Annotated in this window: 14 protein-coding genes and 1 pseudogene; 7 read left to right on the top strand and 8 right to left on the bottom strand. The window is 66.4% G+C overall.

All coding sequences use genetic code 11. The features are described 5' to 3' along the window. Positions 1–109 precede the first annotated feature (109 nt). The 4 genes from AB0I98_RS16155 to AB0I98_RS16140 all read right to left on the bottom strand — a co-directional run bounded on the left by AB0I98_RS16155 (position 110) and on the right by AB0I98_RS16140 (position 4,047). A complete protein-coding gene (locus tag AB0I98_RS16155) occupies positions 110–1,000 on the bottom strand; it encodes an SRPBCC domain-containing protein (RefSeq protein ID WP_362941288.1) in 891 nt (296 codons plus the stop codon). 129 nt (positions 1,001–1,129) lie between these two features. Then, complete coding sequence (locus AB0I98_RS16150; RefSeq protein WP_362941285.1) at positions 1,130–2,767, bottom strand: polyamine aminopropyltransferase; 1,638 nt, start codon at positions 2,765–2,767, stop codon at positions 1,130–1,132. A 58-nt stretch (positions 2,768–2,825) separates the two neighbouring features. After that, positions 2,826–3,416, bottom strand: a complete 591-nt coding sequence (locus AB0I98_RS16145; RefSeq protein WP_362941283.1) for a DUF2617 family protein — start codon at positions 3,414–3,416, stop codon at positions 2,826–2,828. Between the two features lie 382 nt (positions 3,417–3,798). Continuing rightward, on the bottom strand, positions 3,799–4,047 hold the full coding sequence (locus AB0I98_RS16140; protein ID WP_362941280.1) for a hypothetical protein: 249 nt from the start codon (positions 4,045–4,047) through the stop codon (positions 3,799–3,801). Positions 4,048–4,176: 129 nt separating this feature from the next. Here AB0I98_RS16140 and AB0I98_RS16135 point away from each other — a divergent pair. The 7 genes and pseudogenes from AB0I98_RS16135 to AB0I98_RS16105 all read left to right on the top strand — a co-directional run. Continuing rightward, positions 4,177–4,935 (top strand): annotated as a pseudogene (locus AB0I98_RS16135) (aminotransferase class I/II-fold pyridoxal phosphate-dependent enzyme); the annotation flags it as partial. A 281-nt stretch (positions 4,936–5,216) separates the two neighbouring features. Beyond that, positions 5,217–5,387, top strand: coding sequence for a hypothetical protein (locus tag AB0I98_RS16130; protein WP_327344343.1), 171 nt, complete (start codon positions 5,217–5,219; stop codon positions 5,385–5,387). Then, positions 5,384–6,892, top strand: coding sequence for an N-6 DNA methylase (locus tag AB0I98_RS16125; protein ID WP_362941277.1), 1,509 nt, complete (start codon positions 5,384–5,386; stop codon positions 6,890–6,892). The genes AB0I98_RS16130 and AB0I98_RS16125 overlap by 4 nt, the downstream gene beginning before the upstream one ends. Further along, positions 6,892–8,202, top strand: coding sequence for a hypothetical protein (locus AB0I98_RS16120; protein WP_362941274.1), 1,311 nt, complete (start codon positions 6,892–6,894; stop codon positions 8,200–8,202). The genes AB0I98_RS16125 and AB0I98_RS16120 overlap by 1 nt, the downstream gene beginning before the upstream one ends. Before the next feature lie 13 nt (positions 8,203–8,215). Continuing rightward, complete coding sequence (locus AB0I98_RS16115; protein WP_362941271.1) at positions 8,216–9,385, top strand: pyridoxal phosphate-dependent aminotransferase; 1,170 nt, start codon at positions 8,216–8,218, stop codon at positions 9,383–9,385. Positions 9,386–10,011: 626 nt separating this feature from the next. Further along, the gene (locus tag AB0I98_RS16110) at positions 10,012–11,565 is read left to right on the top strand and encodes an AAA family ATPase (protein WP_362941268.1); all 1,554 of its coding nucleotides are present in this window, start codon (positions 10,012–10,014) and stop codon (positions 11,563–11,565) included. Next, positions 11,565–12,473 (top strand): hypothetical protein, encoded by a 909-nt coding sequence (locus AB0I98_RS16105; protein WP_362941265.1) that lies wholly within the window; start codon positions 11,565–11,567, stop codon positions 12,471–12,473. The genes AB0I98_RS16110 and AB0I98_RS16105 overlap by 1 nt, the downstream gene beginning before the upstream one ends. A gap of 117 nt (positions 12,474–12,590) precedes the next feature. Here AB0I98_RS16105 and AB0I98_RS16100 read toward each other — a convergent pair whose 3' ends face one another. From AB0I98_RS16100 to AB0I98_RS16085, 4 genes are all read right to left on the bottom strand, one after another. Then, the gene (locus tag AB0I98_RS16100) at positions 12,591–15,671 is read right to left on the bottom strand and encodes an HsdR family type I site-specific deoxyribonuclease (protein ID WP_362941262.1); all 3,081 of its coding nucleotides are present in this window, start codon (positions 15,669–15,671) and stop codon (positions 12,591–12,593) included. A gap of 3 nt (positions 15,672–15,674) precedes the next feature. Further along, a complete protein-coding gene (locus AB0I98_RS16095) occupies positions 15,675–16,868 on the bottom strand; it encodes a hypothetical protein (RefSeq protein WP_362941259.1) in 1,194 nt (397 codons plus the stop codon). Then, positions 16,861–18,429, bottom strand: coding sequence for a class I SAM-dependent DNA methyltransferase (locus AB0I98_RS16090; protein WP_362941257.1), 1,569 nt, complete (start codon positions 18,427–18,429; stop codon positions 16,861–16,863). The genes AB0I98_RS16095 and AB0I98_RS16090 overlap by 8 nt, the downstream gene beginning before the upstream one ends. Before the next feature lie 362 nt (positions 18,430–18,791). Further along, the gene (locus AB0I98_RS16085) at positions 18,792–20,108 is read right to left on the bottom strand and encodes a DUF6009 family protein (protein ID WP_362941254.1); all 1,317 of its coding nucleotides are present in this window, start codon (positions 20,106–20,108) and stop codon (positions 18,792–18,794) included. Positions 20,109–20,152 lie beyond the last annotated feature (44 nt).

Here is a 20,152-nt window from a genome sequence, read left to right as displayed (position 1 = left end):
CGTCCGGCGTTTGAGGACGAGGCCGTTCAGGCCGAAGCGGGGGTCTGGGGGCGGCAGCCCCCAGGGATGGGACGGGTAGGGGCGGCGGGGGCGAGAAAATCCCCGCCACTCAGCGCCGCTTACGCAGCACCCTGCCGACAACGATCGCCGACGCCAACACCAGCGCCGCCGCCGGAGCCGCCCACCGAAGCGTCGAATGAGGGGCCACCGTCTGAGGCGCGGGAACCGGCGCATACCGGCCACGCGGCGGAGCGTGATCCACCTCTTCCGCACTGCGCCCGATCATCGTCCGCCGAGCATGAGCGGCTTCGGCAGGCACAGGCTCCTCGGCCTCGGCGAGCGGATCGAGACCCGGCGCAGGCACGTCCGTCTCGAATACGGAGGACTCATCCGGCGTCTCGACGACAGCGTCCGCAACGTCCGCGCCCTCCGCCCCCCTCGGTTCCTCCGGCGTTTCGACAACGGCGTCCGCGGCTTCCGCGACCTCCGCCTCCGTCGGCTCCTCCGGCGTCTCGACGACGGCATCCGCAGCCTCCGCGACCTCCGCGGCCCCCGCCCCCCTCGGCCCCTCAGACCCTGCCTCCTCGGCCCCCAGATTCTCCGCGAAACGGTTCAGCAGACGGCCCACCGCCGAGGTGACCGCATCCCCCGCCAGTTCCGCCACGCGCCCATCCGCGGTGGCCGTGCCCTCGAACGTGAGCGTCGTGCCACCGTCCGTGTCGCGGAGGCGAAGGGTGAGGGCGAGCTTGACCGAACCTGTGCCGCGGGCCTCGGTCGCGTCGCCCTCGATGGCGTACGAACCGTCGTCCTGCCCGGAGAGCCGGGCGGAGCCGCGGTAGGTGATGGTGTGGCCGCCGACGCGGACCTTCAGCCTGCCGGTGACGGGCTCGGCACCGGCGTCCTGCTGGAGCCCGGGGACCGCCCGGGCGATCCGTGCGGGGTCGGCCAGCGCCTCCCTCAGCCGCTCGGCCGGAACCGGAACGAACACCTCATGCTCCATGTTGGCCGAGCGTACCCGCAGGTGCCGTTCGCATGCTCCCGTTGGCCACAACTCGCTCGGCGTTTGTGCGGACGTCGCCTGCTGGCTGCCACCTGCCCGGCATCCACAACAAGGCCCCCTCAATACCGCTCAATACCGCGGATGCACCAACGTCGAAGCCCCCACCCCCCTCACCCGCATCCCCTCCAACACCCTCGCCCCCGCCGTCAACTCCCCCTGAGTCAGCGTCCGGAGCGCCGGCTCCGCTCCGAGGACCAGCGGCGGATTCCCCCCGGTCGTCGCCAGAACGAAGCCCCAGTCGTGCGGGCCATCCGCCGTGCCGCCGGTCGAGCGATCGGGCCCGGCGCGGAAGCCCGCGTCGTGGCCGGTGATGCCGTAGGGGGAGGTCGACAGGGACGCGGCGCGCATCGTGGTGTCCACCGTCCAGAACGCCTTCGGGCGGGAGGACACCGGACCGGCGTGCACGACGAGGCGGCCGTCCCGCGCCAGCGCCCGCCGGGCCAGGCCGTAGAACTCCTGCGAGTACAGCTTGGTGCTCGCCGTGATCCCGGGGTCCGGCAGGTCGGAGATGACCACGTCGTACGCCGATCTGGGCGCCGACCGCAGCCAGGCGAAAGCGTCCGCCGTGGTCACGTGGACGCGGGGGTCGTCGAAGGCGTGATCGTTCAGCGCGGACAATCCCGGGTCCGCGCGCGCCAGGCGGACCACTCCCGCGTCGAGTTCGACGACGTCGACGCGGTGGACGTCCGGGTGGCGCAGCACTTCGCGGGCGGCCAGCCCGTCGCCGCCGCCGAGGATCACCACGCGCGCGTGCGGGCCGTTCATCGCGGGGTGGACCAGCGCTTCGTGGTAGCGGCGCTCGTCCTGGCCGCCGACGCGGAGCCGGCCGTCGAGGTAGAGGTCAAGGGGGCGGCCGTCGGTGTCGCCGGTGAGGACGACCTCCTGGACGTCGGTCTGCACGGCCACGCGTACGTCCCTGCCGTACACGGCGTGCCGGGCCGCACGTTCGAAGTCGTCGACGTGGACGGCGGCGGCCGCGAGGACGCCAAGGACGGTGAGGTTGGCCAGCACCAGCAACCACCGGCTGCGCAGGGTGAGATCGCTGCGGAACAGGCCCAGTACGAGCGCACCGCCGACCACCGCGTTGACCGCGCCCGTGATCAGCGCACCGGTCAACTGGCCCAGCTGCGGCAGGAGTACGAAGGGGAAGGCGAGGCCGCCGACGAGCGCGCCGACGTAGTCCGCCGCGAACAGGTCGGCGACCGCGCCGCCCGCGTCCTGGCGGCGGATGCGCTGGATCAGCTCCATCAGCAGCGGGACTTCGGCGCCGATCAGCAGGCCGATGGCAAGGGAGAAGGCGACGAGCAGGAGCCGGGGGCCGTGCGCCCACAGTCCGCCCCAGTCGCCGGTCCAGGCGAAGACGGCGTACAGAGCCATCGCGCTGCAGCCGCCGACCAGCGCGAGTGTCGCCTCGATCGCGCCGAAGCCGGCCGCGGCGAGGCTGCACAGCCGCTTCGCGGCGAGGGAGCCGATGCCCATCGCGAAGACCATCACGGACAGCACGACGGAGGCCTGGGTGACCGAGTCGCCGATCAAGTACGAGGCGAGGGCGACGAGTTCGAGTTCGTACACGAGTCCGCAGGCAGCGCAGACGAACACACCCGCGAGGACCAGGAACCGGCCGACGCCGGGCCGGACGGGCAGCCGCGCGGGGCGGCCCCAGGGCGGCGGTGTGCCGGGTGGGGCGGGCGCGTGCGGTTCGATCACCTTGCGACGGTACGTCACGCCGCGGGCACGCTTCGTCACCCACACGTGTGGAGTCGGTTTACAGTCGGCGGATACCGGTTTGGGCCGCGAACTCCCCCGCGCCCAGGTGGGAGGAGACCGGCGACGGGCTCGGCCGGCCCGCCGGTACCCGCACCCCGACCCGGGTCCGTGTCGCCACCAACTGCCCGTCCTGCGGGTAGGCGTGCCAGGTCCGCCAGTGCACCTGCCCCTCGTGCCGCTGGGCCAGCAGCGCGGTGAAGGCGTGCGGGCTGCCGGGGAAGACTCCGGCGAGGCCGTGCGGATGGTCGGAGACGAGGGCCAGCAACTCCTGGGCGCGGCCCGCGAAGGAGCCCGGGGAGAGCATCTCGACGCGCGCCGCGAACTCGTACTCCCAGTCGCCCACCCGCTTGGCGACGCCGAGCGGGAGCGGTGTGCTGCTGCCCGGAATACATGCCACCGTCTCCGAGCAGACGCCCTGTTCCTCCTCCAGGAGCACCTGGTGGGACGCGCCGAGCAGTCTCAACTGGAGCTTGGTCCCGGTCAGTTCGAGGTCGAGGGTGGCCAGTGCGGGAAGCGGCTCACGCCCCAGGGCCCAGGCGAGGTCGGCCGCGCGCGTGTCGGTGTACGAGGTTTTCAGGGTCGTGAGCATGGGTCGGCTCCGCTAGAAAACAAAGAAAAAGGGAGGGGTGGTCCGGCACTTCCCGGTCCACGCCGGGAGATCAGCCCGGTCAGCCCGGTCGGGAACAGGTGTCCGCGGGACGTCCGAGGGGCCGCTTCGGTGATGTAGAGGGAATCATGAACTGAGGCGCCTCCACAGCGTTTTTACCCAACTTCGTAGGGTTTCCATCCCTCAGTGGGCTCCACAGCTCAACTGTTCAACCACGGCGTGCGCCTCAGCGCATTTGGCGTGCACCGGAGCGCACGAGCGCCCGCCGGGAGCTGTCCCCGGCGGGCGCGATGCGGGACCGGCGGCGAGCGCGGGTCCCGTGGTCGGATGCGGTTCCCCCTTGGGGGAGCTCAGCTGCCCCGTGTCAGCTGCCTCCCCCACCGCATCCGCCACCGCCGCCGCCCCCGCATGACGACCCGCCGCCGCACGACGAGCCGCCGCCGCTGTCTCCCCCGCCCCACCAGCTGCCGCTGGCGCCGCCGCCGCTGTCGCCGCTCCCGCCGCTGTACCGCCCCGCGCGCCGGCGACGCGCCTGGCCGCCCCTGCGTGCGTTGGCGACCATGGCCGCGAAGAACAGGACGATGAAGACCGTCAGGATGATGCCGAAGGTCATGGCGTCACCCTCCTTCCGTTTACCCCGGAGCGGCCCCCCGTGGGCGCTCCGCTGGTTGCGTGACCTGGGCATGCCCGGCCGCATTGACTGTCAAAGCAGAGTTGAGGAACTCCAGAGCTTGGGCGCAGGATGGCCGGCATGACCTCCAGCGCACGCCCGCTCCTCAACCGCCGGCTCGCCGAGTTCGGGACGACGATCTTCGCCGAGATGTCCGCGCTCGCTCTGCGGACCGGGTCGATCAATCTGGGCCAGGGCTTCCCCGACACCGACGGGCCCGACGAAGTCCGGGAGGCGGCGGTGCGCGCCCTGCGCGACGGCCGCGGCAACCAGTACCCGCCGGGTCCCGGCATCCCCGAGCTGCGCGACGCCGTCGCGGCGCATCAGCTACGGCGGTACGGGCTGTCGTACGACCCCGACCGCGAAGTCCTGGTGACGGCCGGCGCGACCGAGGCGATCGCCGCCTCGCTCCTGGCCCTGCTCGAACCCGGCGACGAGGTGATCGCCTTCGAGCCGTACTACGACTCCTACGCGGCCTGCATCGCGATGGCGGGCGGCACGCGCGTGCCGGTCACTCTCCGTCCGCACGACGGCAGCTTCCGCCTCGACCTCGACGAGCTGCGCGACGCGGTGACCGACCGCACCCGCCTCCTGCTGATCAACACCCCGCACAACCCGACCGGCACCGTCCTCACCCGCGAGGAGCTGACCGCGATCGCCGAGCTGGCCGTCGAGCGGGATCTGCTGGTGGTCACGGACGAGGTGTACGAGCATCTGGTCTTCGACGACGCCGAGCATCTGCCGCTGGCCACGTTCCCCGGTATGCGCGAGCGGACGGTCACCATCGGCTCGGCCGGGAAGTCCTTCTCCTTCACCGGCTGGAAGGTCGGCTGAGTCAAGGCGTTTTCGCCTACCTATTTCAGTCGGACCGCAGGGCCCGACCGCGCCGAGCGGCTGATTCGCTCGCTTGATTCCCAAATCCCGTGCGCTGCCTAATTGACCGTCATGCGGCCGCGGGTTCCTAACAAAATCCCAAACACCGTGCTCCCAGTGGCGCGTGGGCCGCGTCTTCTACTGTCCTACCTGAAGCAGGGGATCGCGCGGCTCACGTCGCGCTCCTACAGATCCCCTTGGTCTCAGGAAGGAAGCCAGTGGAGCAAAGGTCGTTGTACGTGATCATCGCGGTCCTCACCGCTTTGGTGGCCGCCCTCGCCGGCAGCCTCGTGGCCGTCGTCGAAGGGGGCAGGCTCACGGTGGCCTTCAAGACGGGAGTAGTGGCCTTCGCCGCCGCTCTGACGTTGGCGCTCGGAGTCATGGCTTCTCTTGGCGTGGTGGGCCCGTGAAGAACGGCATGACCCCTCGCCCAAACGCCCGCCACGCGACGGGCGTCGCGCGGGATGCGTCAGTGGAGGTCGGTCAGCTGACCGCCGACCTGGCCCGCCTGATGAACTCCCATGACGCCGCCCGGCTCGTCCTCGGGCTCCTCTACTTGAGCCGCACCGCGCACGTCGATTCCCGCTTCTCCGTCGCCCCCACCTGGCCGTGGCTACTAGGCCAGACCACGAAGGAGGAGGTGCCGATCAGACGTGCCGTAAGCCAACTGCTTGCCCATTGGCTGCCGGCAATCGACGCAGAGGGCAACGAGACAGGCATAGGGGATACCGTGCCCTCTTTGCCTCCCAACATCGACGGGCCCCTGCGCCGACTCATCCAAGCGATCGATGCCGTACGCCTAGTGGGGGACTTGCTCGACCAGTGCCTACGAAACCTCTCGGCTGTCCAGGCACGCGGTAGCCACTACTTCACGCCTCACGACATCGCCCGCCTCATGGTCGGCGTCGCGGCTCCTCAAGACGGGCACAGGGTGCTCGACCCCGTCTGCGGTTCGGCGGGCCTGTTGGTCGAGAGTCACCGCTACGTTCATGAGCGTGTCGGGCTGAATCCGACCATGTCTCTGGTCGGGAAGGAGCAGCACGCCCACACCTCACAGGTCGCGCACATGAACCTCGCCGTACGGGGCATCGAGGCGCTCGTTTTCGCACCGGGAGACAGCCTCGCGGAGCCCGAGGCCGACCCGTGCGACATCGTCTTGGCCAACCTCCCGTTCAATCAACCTGCCTGGGCACCAGAGAACCGGAAGGATCGGCACTCGCGGGAGGGTCGGTCGGAGCGGCCGTCCATCGATCCCCGATGGCCGGATGAACCCCCGCCCAAGGGTTCCGCCAATTCCGCGTGGATCCTGCATATCGCGCACGCGCTCGCTCCGCAGGGTCGGGCAGCTTTCCTGATGGCCGACATCGCGGCCAAGAGCCCTCAACCGGCCGCACGAAAGCTCAGGGAGCGACTGGTACGCGACGACATCGTCGAGTGCGTGATCGCGCTGCCGCCCCGCGTGTTCGGCCATACCGAGGCCACCGCGTGCTTGTGGGTGCTGAACAAGGATAAGAGCCCGCGTCCCGGCTGGGGCAGCGTCGACCGTCGCGGGCAGGTGCTGTTTATCAATGCACGGCGGGCCTTCGAACCCGTCCCGGGGTCGAGGGCACGGAGGCTGGGAGACAAACACACGGAGTCGATCCTGACCACCCTGGCAACCTGGCGCGGCATCGCGGAGAACAGTGCCACCTCCGCGTTCTACGGCGATGAGCCGGGCTGGTCCCGAAGCTGCTCGACCGAGGAGATCGCCCGCCGCAAACACGACCTCATGCCCACCTCCTACGCGGTGGAGCCCGCAGGTCCCGAACGCGACACACGGAGCCGGATCGACCAGCTCAAGCTGGAGCTGGTCGAGAAGCTCGACCAGGTCCGCGCCCTCGAACCGCGGCTACTGGACGCCTTGGAGGAGATCTGATGGAGGCGACGGCCCACTACGACGGCTCCGGCACCGAGGCGTGGCAGAGGACCTCCATCGGCAAGTTCCGGGAGGAGGACATGTACACCACTTCCGGCGTCCTCGACGAGAACGCTCCCGATCAGACAGGCATTGTCAGCTCGACCTACGTAAGGGGCGGGAAGATTCACTCGCCGCAGACCGGCAAGCGCATTCCGGGGGACTCTCGCCCCCATCGGGCGACCCTCAAGGAGGGCGACCTGGTCGTCGTACTCGTCAGGCGACCGGGCGACACCGCTTTCGTCACGGCTGAGCACGCGGGTTGGACGGCATCCAGGTCGATCGGCATCATCCGCGCGGACCCGCACGTCGTTAGATGGCTCCGCATCTGGCTACAGACACCCACGGCGAAGGCTCGGATCGACGAGGACGTGACAGCACACGTCGAGCCCACGGTGAGCCTCGACACGCTCCGCAGCATGCCCTTCCCGCTTCCGCCTCCGGACATCATCACCAAGTACCACAGGGCCTTCAGCCTCATCGAGGAAAAGATCAACCTCCACGAGCAGGCCGCGCGAAAGGCAGTGGAGCTGGCCGACGCGATCCATGACGACTGGTCCACCGCGAGTCCGGTCTGGGAAACACGACTGCTCCGCGAGGTGGCCAAGGCGAAGACGGGCAGCGGTTCCGCGCGCTCCATCCCTCGTGAGACCGAAGGACCCAGGGTCGACGCGGTCACCCCGACCGACCTCTTCGACCTCGCAGTGCCCCACGTGGAGAGGTTCCGCCTGAGCAGCCCCGCGTATGCCTCGGAAGCGTGGCCCCCCGGCACCTTCATGTTGAGTACCCGCCCCGACGGTGCACACATCGTCGTGACGCAGCACCCGGCGTCACCCACCAGAGGTGTTGTGGCGGTACGGCCGGCGGACGACAAGGACAGCTGGTGGCTGCTCCACGAGCTGAGAAGCCGGAGCAACAACATCGTGCAGATGGCTCAGGGCCGGAACGCCCGGGAGATCTCCGCGCGCGCCCTATCGCGCATGAGCATCGCCTGGCCCGACTCGATCACCCGCGCCGACTTCCACACCATGACCGACCCGCTGCACGCCATGGCAAGGCAGCTGGTCTCTGAGAGCGCGACCCTGCACGACTTGAAAGACGCACTCCTGCGCGACATCTCGGCAAAGGCCAGCGTCCTCCTGGAGCAGGAGGACGAGCCCCACGGAGAGCGCCTACATCCCCCTCGGCCCTCGGTGGTCTTTACACCGCACGAGGCCACGACCGGCCATGAGTCAGGATGGTCCCTGGAGAATCGACGAGCACCCGAGTGAGAACGGTGGAGACATGAATGCCAGGCCGCTGCTGAACCGAAGGCTGGACGGACTCGGGACGACGATCTTCGCGGAGATGTCGGCACTGGCGACCGCGACGGGCTCGATCAACCTGGGCCAGGGCTTCCCGGACACCGACGGGCCCGAGGAGATCCGGGAGGCTGCCGTCCGTGCCCTACGGGAAGGGAAGGGCAACCAGTACCCGCCCGGCCCGGGCATTCCGGAACTGCGCGCCGCGATCTCCGACCACCAACAGCGCTTCTACGACCTCTCCATCGACCCCGACACCGAGGTCCTGGTCACCGCCGGCGCGACCGAGGCCATCGCCGCCACCATGCTGGCCCTGCTGGAGCCGGACGACGAGGTCATCGCTTTCGAGCCCTTCTACGACTCCTACGCGGCCTGCATCGCGATGGCCGGCGCGACGCGCGTGCCGCTCACCCTGCGTGCCCCGTCCTTCCGTCCGGATCTGGATGAGCTGCGCACCAAGATCACACCTCGGACCCGTCTCCTTCTCCTCAACACCCCACACAACCCGACCGGCATGGTCCTCACCGCCGACGAACAGAGCGCCATCGCCGCACTCGCCATCGAGCACGACCTGCTCGTCGTCACCGACGAGGTGTACGAGCACCTGGTCTTCGAGGGCACGCACCGCCCCATCGCGGCCCTGCCCGGCATGCGCGAGCGCACAGTCACCATCGGCTCGGCCGGCAAGACCTTCTCCTTCACCGGATGGAAGGTTGGCTGGGTCACGGCGAACGGCCCGCTCGTCTCCGCCGTCCGGACGGCAAAGCAGTACCTGACGTACGTCAGCGCGGGCCCGTTCCAGTACGCGATTGCCGAAGCTCTGCGGCTGCCGGACTCGTACTTCGACGGCTTCCGTGCCGACCTCCGCCGCAAGCGCGACCTGCTCGGCAACGGCCTGCGCGCGGCCGGGTTCGAGGTCTACCAGCCCCAGGGCACCTACTTCATCACCACCGACATCACCCCCTTCGGCGAGAAGGACGCCTATGCCTTCTGCCGTGCGCTCCCCGAACGGTGCGGAGTTGTCGCCATCCCCAACTCCGTGTTCTACGACGACCCGGACACCGGCCGCAGCCAAGTTCGGTTCACTTTCTGCAAGAAGGACGACGTCCTCCAGGGAGCCGCCGACCGCCTGCTACGCCTGGCGTCGTCCTGAGCTCCCCCCTTCGTCCCGGAGGAGTCCAAGGCAAGGTCACCACGGGCGTGAGCGGTTTCGACTCCCAGGCCGGTCTGTACTCATTCGAGTGCAGACCGGCCGATCGAACTCGGCAATATCCAGAACCCCGTAGCGTCGCCAGAGTGGAGTCCAGACGCGTAGCTCAAGGCGTGCCGCTTGAGGAGTATCAGCTAACGCGTGCGGATCACCGTCGGCAGGCAGAGGCCGTGGCCATGGCGGACTGGGTGCAGCGCCAAGTGGCCAAGGCACCACGATGGTCCGACGAACAGTTCGAGGCCATTCAGGCACTGCTGGGTCCGCCGCCTCGCCCCTACGAGTTCGCGCGCTGGCGAGTGCGCCTGTACTGCGGACACATCCGCGAGGTCAGGCGTTTGCGGAGCCAGGAACGGCCTGACGGAGGGGTCACCGACCATGAGCACTGCACAGAGTGTGGCCTCGACCCGTCGGTGATCGTGGCCTTCGAACCGATGGCTGGCGAAGGTTAAATGCCGCCTCTTCGGATACCACACGCTGCCGGGCCCTGCCCTCGCGAAGCGGCGCGGTAGTGTGCGCATCCAGCGCCGTCGATGTGCGCACACCCGCCACCAACTCCGGAGGCCCGACGCGTGCAGTTCATCGTCCAGCCCTATGGCGATCTCGTGTCCAGTGGCTCCGAAGCCTTGGTGCTAGAGGCCGATGACTGGGACGACTTCGGTTACCGCACCACCTATCACCTTTGGTACCGAACCCATACCGACACGTGGAATCTGGGCCCGGTGAAGATCGCGGTGGCCGGCCAGGAAGTCGGCGCGGTTCCCTTCGAGTACGGGCGCTACGACGATGGGTTGCCCGGCGAGTTCTTCTCGCTCGGCCAGTCAGACAACTACTACGACGAGATCAGAAAGCTCGGTCGTGACAAGCGTGTCGAAATCCTCGAAGCCCTCTGCGACCTGGCCTATTTCCCCGACCGGCTCCAGGATGCAAAGCAACACCGGGTGACGGAGGTCTCGCTACTACGAAGCGTGGAAGAGCAGACAGTCAGGGCACAGTTCAACCGCATCGCACGGGGCGGAGTCCGGTTGACCGAATACCGATTCCAATACGACGCACCCGGGCAGGACGCGAGTGGTGGTGTCGACTTCCAGGTAGTCCCGGAGTCCAGCCCCTCGAGCAATATCCACGTCCTTATCGGCCGAAACGGCGTCGGTAAGACGACTCTGCTTCGCAACCTCGCCGGCGCAGTCGCCCGCCCTGATCTGGATGACCGCTTCGGAAGCGTGGCCATGCTACCCACGTCTGCCTCGGAGGCCGATGAACAGTTCACCAACGTCGTCTCTGTCACCTTCAGTGCCTTCGACCCATTCGTCGACATCGAAGACCTTGCCCCTGACACTGACAACGCCTCGCCCCGGGCGGCGTCATACGTCTACGTCGGACTTCGAGGTGGTGTGGACCACAGCTTCTTCGTCGAAGACCGCCTCAGTCTGCAAGACGGGCTACGGAACGACTTCAAGGCGGCACTTAGCGAGATCTTCACCTCGCGCGCTTTGTGGGACTGGCGCGAGGCCATGCTGCTGCTGAGCAGGGATCCGCAATTCGCTGATTCTGGAATCGCAGCATTCGCCCGCGACATGCGCTCCGGCATGAGACTGCGCCCCAACTACGTTGAGGACTTGGTCTCAGACTTCTCACAGTTGAGCTCGGGACACGCGATCGTGGCGCTGACGATGACGCAGCTCGTCCACAGCGTGGCCGAGCAGTCGCTTGTTCTCCTGGACGAGCCCGAAGCGCATCTCCATCCGCCACTGCTGGCCTCCTTCATACAGGCCCTGTCGAAACTACTCACCGACCGTAACGGCGTGGCCGTCGTGGCCACCCACTCGCCCGTTGTCCTGCAAACGGTCCCGCGTTCGTGCGTCTACAAGTTGATCCGCTACGGGGAAACCAGCAGATTCGAGCGGCCCCTGATCGAGACCTACGGGGAGAACGTGGGGGCGCTGACACACGAGGTGTTCGGGCTGGAGGTCATGCACTCCGGCTTCTACGCGGAGATCACCAAGGCCGTCGCGCGTATGGACTCCTACGAACAGGTACTGACCCACTTCAGCGGACAGCTGGGCAGTGAGGCGAGGGGCTTGGTCCGCATCCTCCTCGCGGAGAAGACGAACAGGGGCGTGTGATGTGGCCTCTGAAGATTCCGCTGATCAAGGCCGCGGACAGTTACAAGGCGTGCGTCGCTACCAGCATCACGAAGGGCGACCGCCGCAAGAACCTACTGAACGCTTCCGGCACGGTACGAGAAGCAGGCCAGAGACTTCGGGAGGCCGCTTCCAGTAAGTCCTTGCACGACCTGGACGACAAGCACTTCTCCGTACCTGGGATTGACGCCAAGCACTTCGTGAAGTGGGTCTACAAGAACGGCATGGACACTCTTGCCGGCACCAGGATCCGCGGGCAGCTCATGGTCGCTCCTCCCGATGCACGGTGCCCGCTGTGTCGGCAGGGAACCGTCCACCAACTCGACCACTTCATGCCCAAGAGCCTCTTTCCTGCCCTGTGCGTTGACCCGCTCAACCTGGTCCCGGTGTGCGAGCGGTGCAACCAGATCAAGGGAGACCGACGGCCCGACCAGTTGGAGAACACTCTCCTGCATCCCTACCTGGACCGGATATCCCATGAGCGGTGGCTTGATGCTCGTACCGCCCATGATGGCGAGATGGTCCGACTGGAGTTCTTCGTCACTCCTCCAGCCACGTGGGACGCCACCCTCACTGCTCGGGTCGCCCACCATTTCCAGCTCTTCGAACTGGGTCAGCGCTACGCCATCGCGGCTAACCGCGCCATCGGAGACCTGGCGTTCCGCGTTGACAGACAGCGGACCCTCGGCGCGGACATGGTCCGCACCTATCTTCAGGAAGAAGCGGAATCTCGCTTTGCTGCCGACGCCAACAGCATCGAAGGTGTCACCTACGCCACCCTCGCAGCCGACGACCGCTACTGCCGAGGTCCTGCCGCAACCAGCCCCTCGGCAAAGCCCACTTCCGAGACGAATCAGTGGCACAACTCGATACGCATGGCGCCAAGTTGAAGGACATACGTGAGGCGCTGTGAATGCGTCAGCCGCAAGGGAGGAGCGCAGCACCTCAGCAACTTGGTGAGGCCCGGCAACTCGCCACAGAGATTGTCGGGCAGCCTCCGTGCATCGTCAGTCGACGAGGTAGTGGGCTTCGATGTATGCGACGGTGGAGTCATACGGCTCCCCCACCGGCTTCAACAGGTAACGGCGGAAGACCGCAGCGGTGCCACGGCGGACGCCTCGGTTGCGAGCGTCAGCGTTGTCCCACGGCTGAGTAAGGGTGCGGGTGACCACCTTGTCAATCTCCTCAGCCAAGTTCCGTTCCAGCACTGTGAGTCCGGGCGGCGCGTGGTCGTGGATGATCCGTGACAAGACGCCTACGTGGTCGTCGTCGAGTACGACCACCGCTTCGGCGGGGTGCTTCTCGGCGTCCACGATGGCGCGGGCGACTCGAAGTGCTTCGGACAGGAACTCCAAGGCGTCCTGGGAGTTTTGGATGATCCGGTCGCGCAGTTGCCTGATCCGTTCCGCGAGGGCGGTGTACTTCGCAGACCCGGGTTCGACACCCCTTTCGAGGGCGGCCTTGATGTGATCCAGGATCTCCGCCACGGACGGCGGGGTCTTGTCCTTGCGGTCGCCCTTGTCGGGCTTGGGGCGAACGAGGGCCAGCAGTTCCTTGAGGACAGCGATGCCCTGGGCGTCCAGGACGAGGGCCTCCTCCTGGGAGGCGACTACGGAGAAGGAGTGGACGTGGGCATTGATTATCTCCAGGACCATCGGTCCCAGCTCAGCGAGCCGTTCTCTTCTCTCCTCGTCAGAGGACTTCTTGAACAGGGTCGTGTATACGGATCCGAACAGCCCGAAGCCGTCCCGGAACTTGGCGACTCGCTTGTCGGTGTTTATGAGCGGGTAGAGGCGGGCCAGGAGCCTGTAGTCCTTGGCAAACACTTCGGCGGCGCTCAGGTTGGCGTCCAGAAAGACGTTAATTGCGCGTACAGACTCGTATCCGTGGACCGTGAGGTCCAGGTCGTCTACGTCAGCGAGGAGATCTTCGATGCGGGCGAAGACAATGCGGAACTCAGCGATCAGTTCGGACACGTCACTAACGAATCCGCCGCCCTTTCCGGCAGCCGCCTCCGAAGTGGGGTCGACGACGGCCCGCTGGACCTCTTCAGCCAGACCGATGTAGTCCACGACCACGCCTGAGGTCTTCACGAACCCGTTTGGAGACACCCAGGTGCGATTGGGCCGGGTGATCGTCTGGAACAGGTTGTGGGATTTCAGCGGCTTGTCCAAGTAGAGGACGCCCTCATTGGGGGCGTCGAACCCTGTCATCAGCTTCGCGGTCACCACCAGGAAGCACAGCGGGTCATCCGGGGTGAGGAATCGCCGCTTCTGCTCCTCCTCCTCTGCCTCCGAGAGCTGGAACGGCCGCATGGCGCGGTCCTCGTCCTTGGAGTCCGAGACGGAGATGTTCACCTCTGCGGTGATCCGGTCATGCTTCCCGACCTCGGCGAGCACCTGGGACGCCTCGGAGCCAGCCAGCATTTCGTTGATCTTGTCCGTGTACGCCACGGCCAGCTCACGGTTGTAGGCGACGACCTGGGCTTTGAGGCCGTTTCGGTACGCCCCGGCCAGGTAGTGGTCCACGACGTCCTGGCACACCGCGTGGATGCGCTCCGGGTTGGTGAACACCGAGGTGAGCCGCCCGAATTTGCGGGACAATGCCTCGCGATCGGGGTCGTCGAGGTCGAATTCGTCAGCAAACTGGTCGAACTCGGCCTGCAACGCCTGGTCGTTCATCTCGAAGAGGACCGGGTGCGGATCCAGCATGACCGGGACGGTTGCCTCATCCAGCAGGGACCGGGACACCGAGTACCGATGCAGCACCCTGTCCGGGTCGGTTTCCTCGCCAAAAAGGGCGAAGGTATCGGTGGCGAGGTTCCTGACTGGTGTGCCGGTCATGCCGAAGAACTTCGCCTGCGGCAACGCTGCGCGCATCTGCCCGGCGAGGGACTGCGACCTGGCGGACTGGGTGCGGTGTGCCTCGTCGACCAGCACGATGATGTTTTCTCGGGTGGACAGGTTCTTGCCGGCCTCGGCGAATTTGTGCACGGTCGTCGAGATCACGCCGCGCACGTCGCCGGCGAGCAACGCCCGCAGCTTGGCACTGGTGGCGGGCTGGTGGAAGTAGGCGTCCCCCATCGCAGAGGTGAACACCCCGGAGGTCTGCCGGACGAGCTGGGTGCGGTCGGACAGAAGAATGATCGTGGGTGACTCGGTACGGGTGTCGGTCAACAACAGGGAGGCAGCGAACACCATCAACAGCGTCTTGCCGGACCCCTGGTGGTGCCAGATCAACCCCTTCGCCCCGCCGGCCAGGACCCTCTCGTGGATCAGGTGCGCGGCCTCCATCTGCGGGTAACGGGGCAGGTACTTCTTGTCCGTCCCACCTCCGGACGTGTCGAACAAGGCGAAGTTCGCCAGCATGTCCAGGATGGTGGCCGGGTTGAGCAGCAGTTCGACAGAGCGCTGGACATCAGCCTCACCGGACAAGTTCTCGTCGTCGCTCGTGGATCGGAACGGCTGCCACTGGTTCGTGGGCGCGCCGACGGCGCCGAACCTCAGTTTCAGCCCGTCGGAGGCGATGGCGAAAACATTGGGGGTGAAGAACCACGGATACTCAGTGGCGTACACGTCGTTGATCTCGCGGGCGGCGTCGGCCCACCCGGACTTCGCGGTCGGCGACTTCACCTCAACCATCACCAAGGGCAGGCCGTTAACCCAGTACACGAGGTCGAACCGGCGGGATGTCTTGCCGGGGACGGTGATGGTCACCTCGTCTGAGACGACCAGCTCGTTGGCGTTCGAGTGCTCGAAGTCGATGACCTTAAGGGCGTGCCACACGCCGTCGGCGTTCCGGAACTCCTGATGTCCGCGCAGCAGAAGCAGCACCTGCTCGTTGGCCCGCACCAGCCCGCCTTCAACTGCATTGACCGTGGAGACGATCTCCTCAACCACCGCACTCACGTCGAATCCGTCGATCACCCCCGGGTTTAACCGGACGATGGCATCCCGTAGCTGGCCGGAGAGCACCGTCTGCGTTGTCTCGCGCGGCAGCGATCTGCCCGCTGTGAAGCCCCACCCCATCGGGAGAGACCACTGGATCATCAGGTTCTGGAACTCGCGCTCCGGGATGCCCTTCACCACGGCTCAGACCTCCCGCTCGCCGGACTCGATATCGACTGTGCGGTCGAGTAGCCCCGACAGCAGCCCTGCCCGGACTCCACGGAGACGGGTGGCTTCCGCGCGCGTCGCCTCCAACGCAGACTCCATCGCGTCGAGTTCCACGGCCATCTCACGTTGGCGGTCGAGCGACGGTAGGCGCACAGCCATGCCCTTCGCCCGCTTGGCGCTGATGTGCTTGATGTTGGTACCACCCGCAACGTCGAGGAAGGCCCTGGATTCGTAGGCCCACATGCACCAATGAAAGACGAACTCAGGAATGCAGACCCCTTCCCGAGCCCGGAGACGGAGCAGAGTCATCTGGGTACAGACAGGTGCGGGCAGCTCGTCTCGCCACATGGCTGGCATCCCGACTGCATTCGCACTCGCGCTGCCCTCGGACACCACAACATCGCCGTAGCGGAGACCGAACTTCTCGCGCTCCGCCGGGTCGTAGTTCATCTCGAGCACGTCGGACAGATCGAGCGTCCCGTAACCGACGTTCGCAGAACGGAGGTAGGGCGTCATGTACGGGCCAGCCGCCCTGTCAGGTGTCCGGCGTACACCAGTGGAAAAGCCGAAGGCGTGCTCGGCCCGCACCGCTTCAACCGAGTTGTCAGTGATGAGGTCGGCTCGCCGGCGACGCAGTACCTTTGTCAGCGCCCTCATCTCAGCGTCGAGTGCGGCGATCTGGTCATCGATCGCGTCTATGACCTCGATGATCCGCCGTTGGACAGGAAGCGGCGGCATGGGAACCATCCACGCCTCGAAGTCGGCCTCCTTCCATCTAGCACGTCCTTCAGAGCCTGCGCGCATGGCACTGATCTCTCGCAAGACGTCTGGCCGCTGGAAGTTGAGGAGCAGGAAACGGGCGTCCAACTCCGCTTCGTTCACTTCGTAGAGGGGGAACTCGTTCGTCGCCAGGGCACCATCAAGCCCAGCGGAGACGACATCGAATGCACCCTTCTGTGTGTCGATCCGATTGAATGTGAAGTCTCCCTCCCGTACCCGGTAGAGGGACTTGGCCTTGACGGTCTCAGTTGTTACGACTCCCCTGTCGTAGGCGCCTTTGCTGTACCACCGCACACCCATCGTGTGGTATTCGGTCCCAGGAACCAGGCGAACGATCTCCCGCCGCTGGCGTGCGATCTTCCCTGCAGGAACGCGCTGCCACTCACTCATCGAAGCCCTCGATCCCAGCGTCGGAGAGGACAGCGAGCATGCGTTGCTCGGCCTTCTGGCGCTCAACTCGGGCGATGTTGTAGGCATCGATGAGGGTGGCGAGGTCTTCCTGCTCGGCAGCGGCTTGCTTGATGTACCGGCCGATGCGGAGGTCGTACCCGTTCGACACGATCTCCGTAGCGGGAACGAATCGCGCCGCAAGTCCGCCTTCTCCGTCGAGGTCCACGGGGTTGCCGTCAGTATCGAACTTCGAGTAGACGGTCACGACGTCGGCGATGTCGGCGTCGGTCAGGACGTTGCGATTCTTGGCCTTGGTGAACCGCTTGGAGGCGTCGATGAACAACACGCCGTCCTTACGCTCCGGGGCCTTGGAGCCGGGTGCACGGAACACCAAGATCGCCGTGGGGATGTCGGTGTTGTAGAAGAGGTTGGCCGGCAGGCCGATAACCGCTTCGAGCAGGTCGTCGTTCAGGACGCGCTGGCGGATGGCCGCTTCCTGGCCGCCGCGGAAGAGCACGCCGTGGGGTAGGACGATGCCGGCACGGCCTTTCTGCGAGTCCATGCTAGCGATCATGTGCTGCACGAACGCCCAGTCCGCCGACGATTGCGGTGCGATACCGCCGATGGCACGGGGGTCCGCAGTCCAGGGCTTCCACTTCAGGCTGTAGGGCGGGTTGGCGACGATCACGTCGAACGTCGCCACGGACCCGTCCGGCTTCTTGAAGCGCGGGTCCTTTAGTGTGTCGCCGACCTCAACCTTGAACTGGGTGAGGTTGTGCATGAAGAGGTTCATGCGTGCCACACCTGCGGTGTCCGGTACGGCCTCCTGCCCACGCAGGGTGAGCGTGTAGCCACGCCCGCCGCGGGCCTTCAGGAGATTCGCGGAGGCGATAAGCATGCCGCCTGATCCGCAGGTCGGGTCGTACACCGACTCGTGGCTCTTGGGATCAAGGACTTCGACGATCAACTCGACGACCTCACGCGGGGTGAAGAACTGGCCGGCGCGGGTGCCGGACCCGTCGGAGAATCGCTTGAGCAGGTACTCGTACGCCCCGCCGAGTACATCGTGGGACATGTTGCCCTCGTGCATCTTCGGGGTGCGGTCCATCGCTTGCATAACCGCCGCCAGCACCTCCCTGGACAGCACCTCTTCGGAGGTCCAGGTCATGGCACCGAACAGGCGTGAGAACTTACCAGGGTTGGCGGTCTCAATGGCTTGCAGAGAGGCACGGACGCGCTGGCCGAGGCCGGCTTGGGTGATGGTCGCAAGGATGGACGACCAGGAGGCGCGACGCTGCTGGACGGTACCCGGGTGGATGAACGGGATCTCGAACGACTGGTAGTCGCGGTACTCGATCTCGCGGGCTTCCTCAGCAGAGAGGTCGGCCAGGTCGTTTTCCTCCAGGAACTCCTGGTGGTGGTGCTCCCAAGTGTCCGACAAGTACTTCCAGAACATCAGCGGAAAGACGACCGAGGAGTACTGCGCTTCGGGCATCGCTACGCGCAGTTCGTCGGCGGCGTCCCATAGCCGGTTCTCAATCTCCTGCTGAGTCACTGCCATCAGTCGGTGGTGTCCTTGCTCGTCTAAGGGTGGCGGCCCGAAGGCCGTAGTGTTCCTGCTGGTCACCCTATTTCCGGCGTGCCCAGCATGTACACGCCGGACGTATCCTGTCGGGTGGAGAGCACGTCCGGCGTCGCATTTCCTGTACGGGCGACTCGCCAACGATATCCATCCCGAGAGCCGCAAAAGATGGCAAACAGCCCAATAGGACGACGCGGCCATAGCAGTCGCCATCCGTCCCCGGCCGGTTCCAGTTCCACGGGGCCGTACGTCGTCTGAGACCGGAACAGCTGGACCCGTTGCGGGTGCCGCATGAAGTGGATCCGCCGAGCTGTAGATGCTGCTGTCAGACGGTCGGCCCGTCAGGTGAGCGAAGAATTCCCGCCCCGTAGCGCTTGCCTCGCGATGGTGGCAATGCGTTCGACATGCTCGCGCAGCTGGATCAGGTCTGCGGCCTCCTGTCGGCCCGCGACGACTTCGGACAGGGCAGCGATGACGGTTTCCTGGTGATCGCTGGTGCCCAGTATCTGGGCGGCACGACCAAGCAGTGCGGCATCCACATTGACCGAACAGGTCAGCTCAGGCACCGGCAAGGTGGTGTGCTCAGCGGCCCGCCTGGACTTGGGGAGGAGCGAAGACGGGGCGGACGGTGCGCGAGCAGGCGTGGGTGCGGCCGTCGGCGGAGGCTCCTGTGCAACAGCGTCAGGGCTGCCGAGCACCGTGACCACCGGCCTTCGGTAGCCGACGTCCATTCCTGTCTTCGTTGTGAAGATGAACAGTTCCATGGTGAGGTCGCAGACCGCCGGGCCGCCGACACGCTCCAGCGCGACCATCAGGTCGGAGAGCTGCGCAGCGAATTGCCACGAGGTCGTGGTGAAGTGGAACTCACCGAGCACGGGTTCTGCGGCGATCCGGAAGGTGAGGTCGATGAAGGGCGTCGGGCCGCGCCCCTCCTTGGCCGCCAGCTTCTTGTCCTCAAGCAGTGGTGGGCAGCCGCAGGGCTGTCCCTTCTTCTCTTCCGGTGACAGAAACTCCGATCCGTCGCACTCGTGGGCCATCCCTTTGCTACCCCAGAGACGCATATGAGCTGCCACAGCGTCGGGTCCATCCACGAGCACGCGCACGCTCTCACTGGTCGTCAGTACTTCGTGGGCGAGGCTTCCTCCCCCTTCGTTCGGCCGAGTTCGGCCTCCCAGGAGCTCGGCGACGCGGGCAGCCACGTCGGGGGCGCCGGTGGTGACACGCCAGGCGTCCAGGACCTGGGGCTGTCCATCGGACAGACGTCCCTGATGGAAGCGTCCGGCGCGGGCAGCTGCGCTCGGAAGTGGTGAACCCCAAGCTCGTTCTGTCAGCTCACCCCAGACGCCAGGGGCAACGGTTCGAGGGTCTACACCTTCACTGGGCGCGGCAGTCTTGTAGACGCCATCGGGGCGCTCGGAACGATCGTGCTCCTTGACCCAGAAGACTCGTCTGGTGAATCTGCCGGCCGAGTCGTGGCTCGGTGCGTCGCGCTTGAGGGTCGAGTATCCGACTCGGCGACCGGCTCCGTGCCAGGGAACCGGGCGTGCCCGTGTGCCGGCCTCGGTGGTGAGGGACTCGCGCACGTAGTCGAATCCCTCGATGTCCTCTGTCCAGACGATCCGTTCCTCGTGCTGAATGTCGGCTGAGTCCTTGCCCATTTGGATTCTCCCCGGGTGTCTGTTCGTCGCGGTCGGGATGGTGG

Origin of the sequence: Streptomyces sp. NPDC050211, assembly GCF_040656035.1 — a bacterium.
GTDB lineage: Bacteria > Actinomycetota > Actinomycetes > Streptomycetales > Streptomycetaceae > Streptomyces.
Note: the sequence above shows the minus strand (reverse complement) of the source record. Positions and strands in the feature narration are given on the sequence as shown.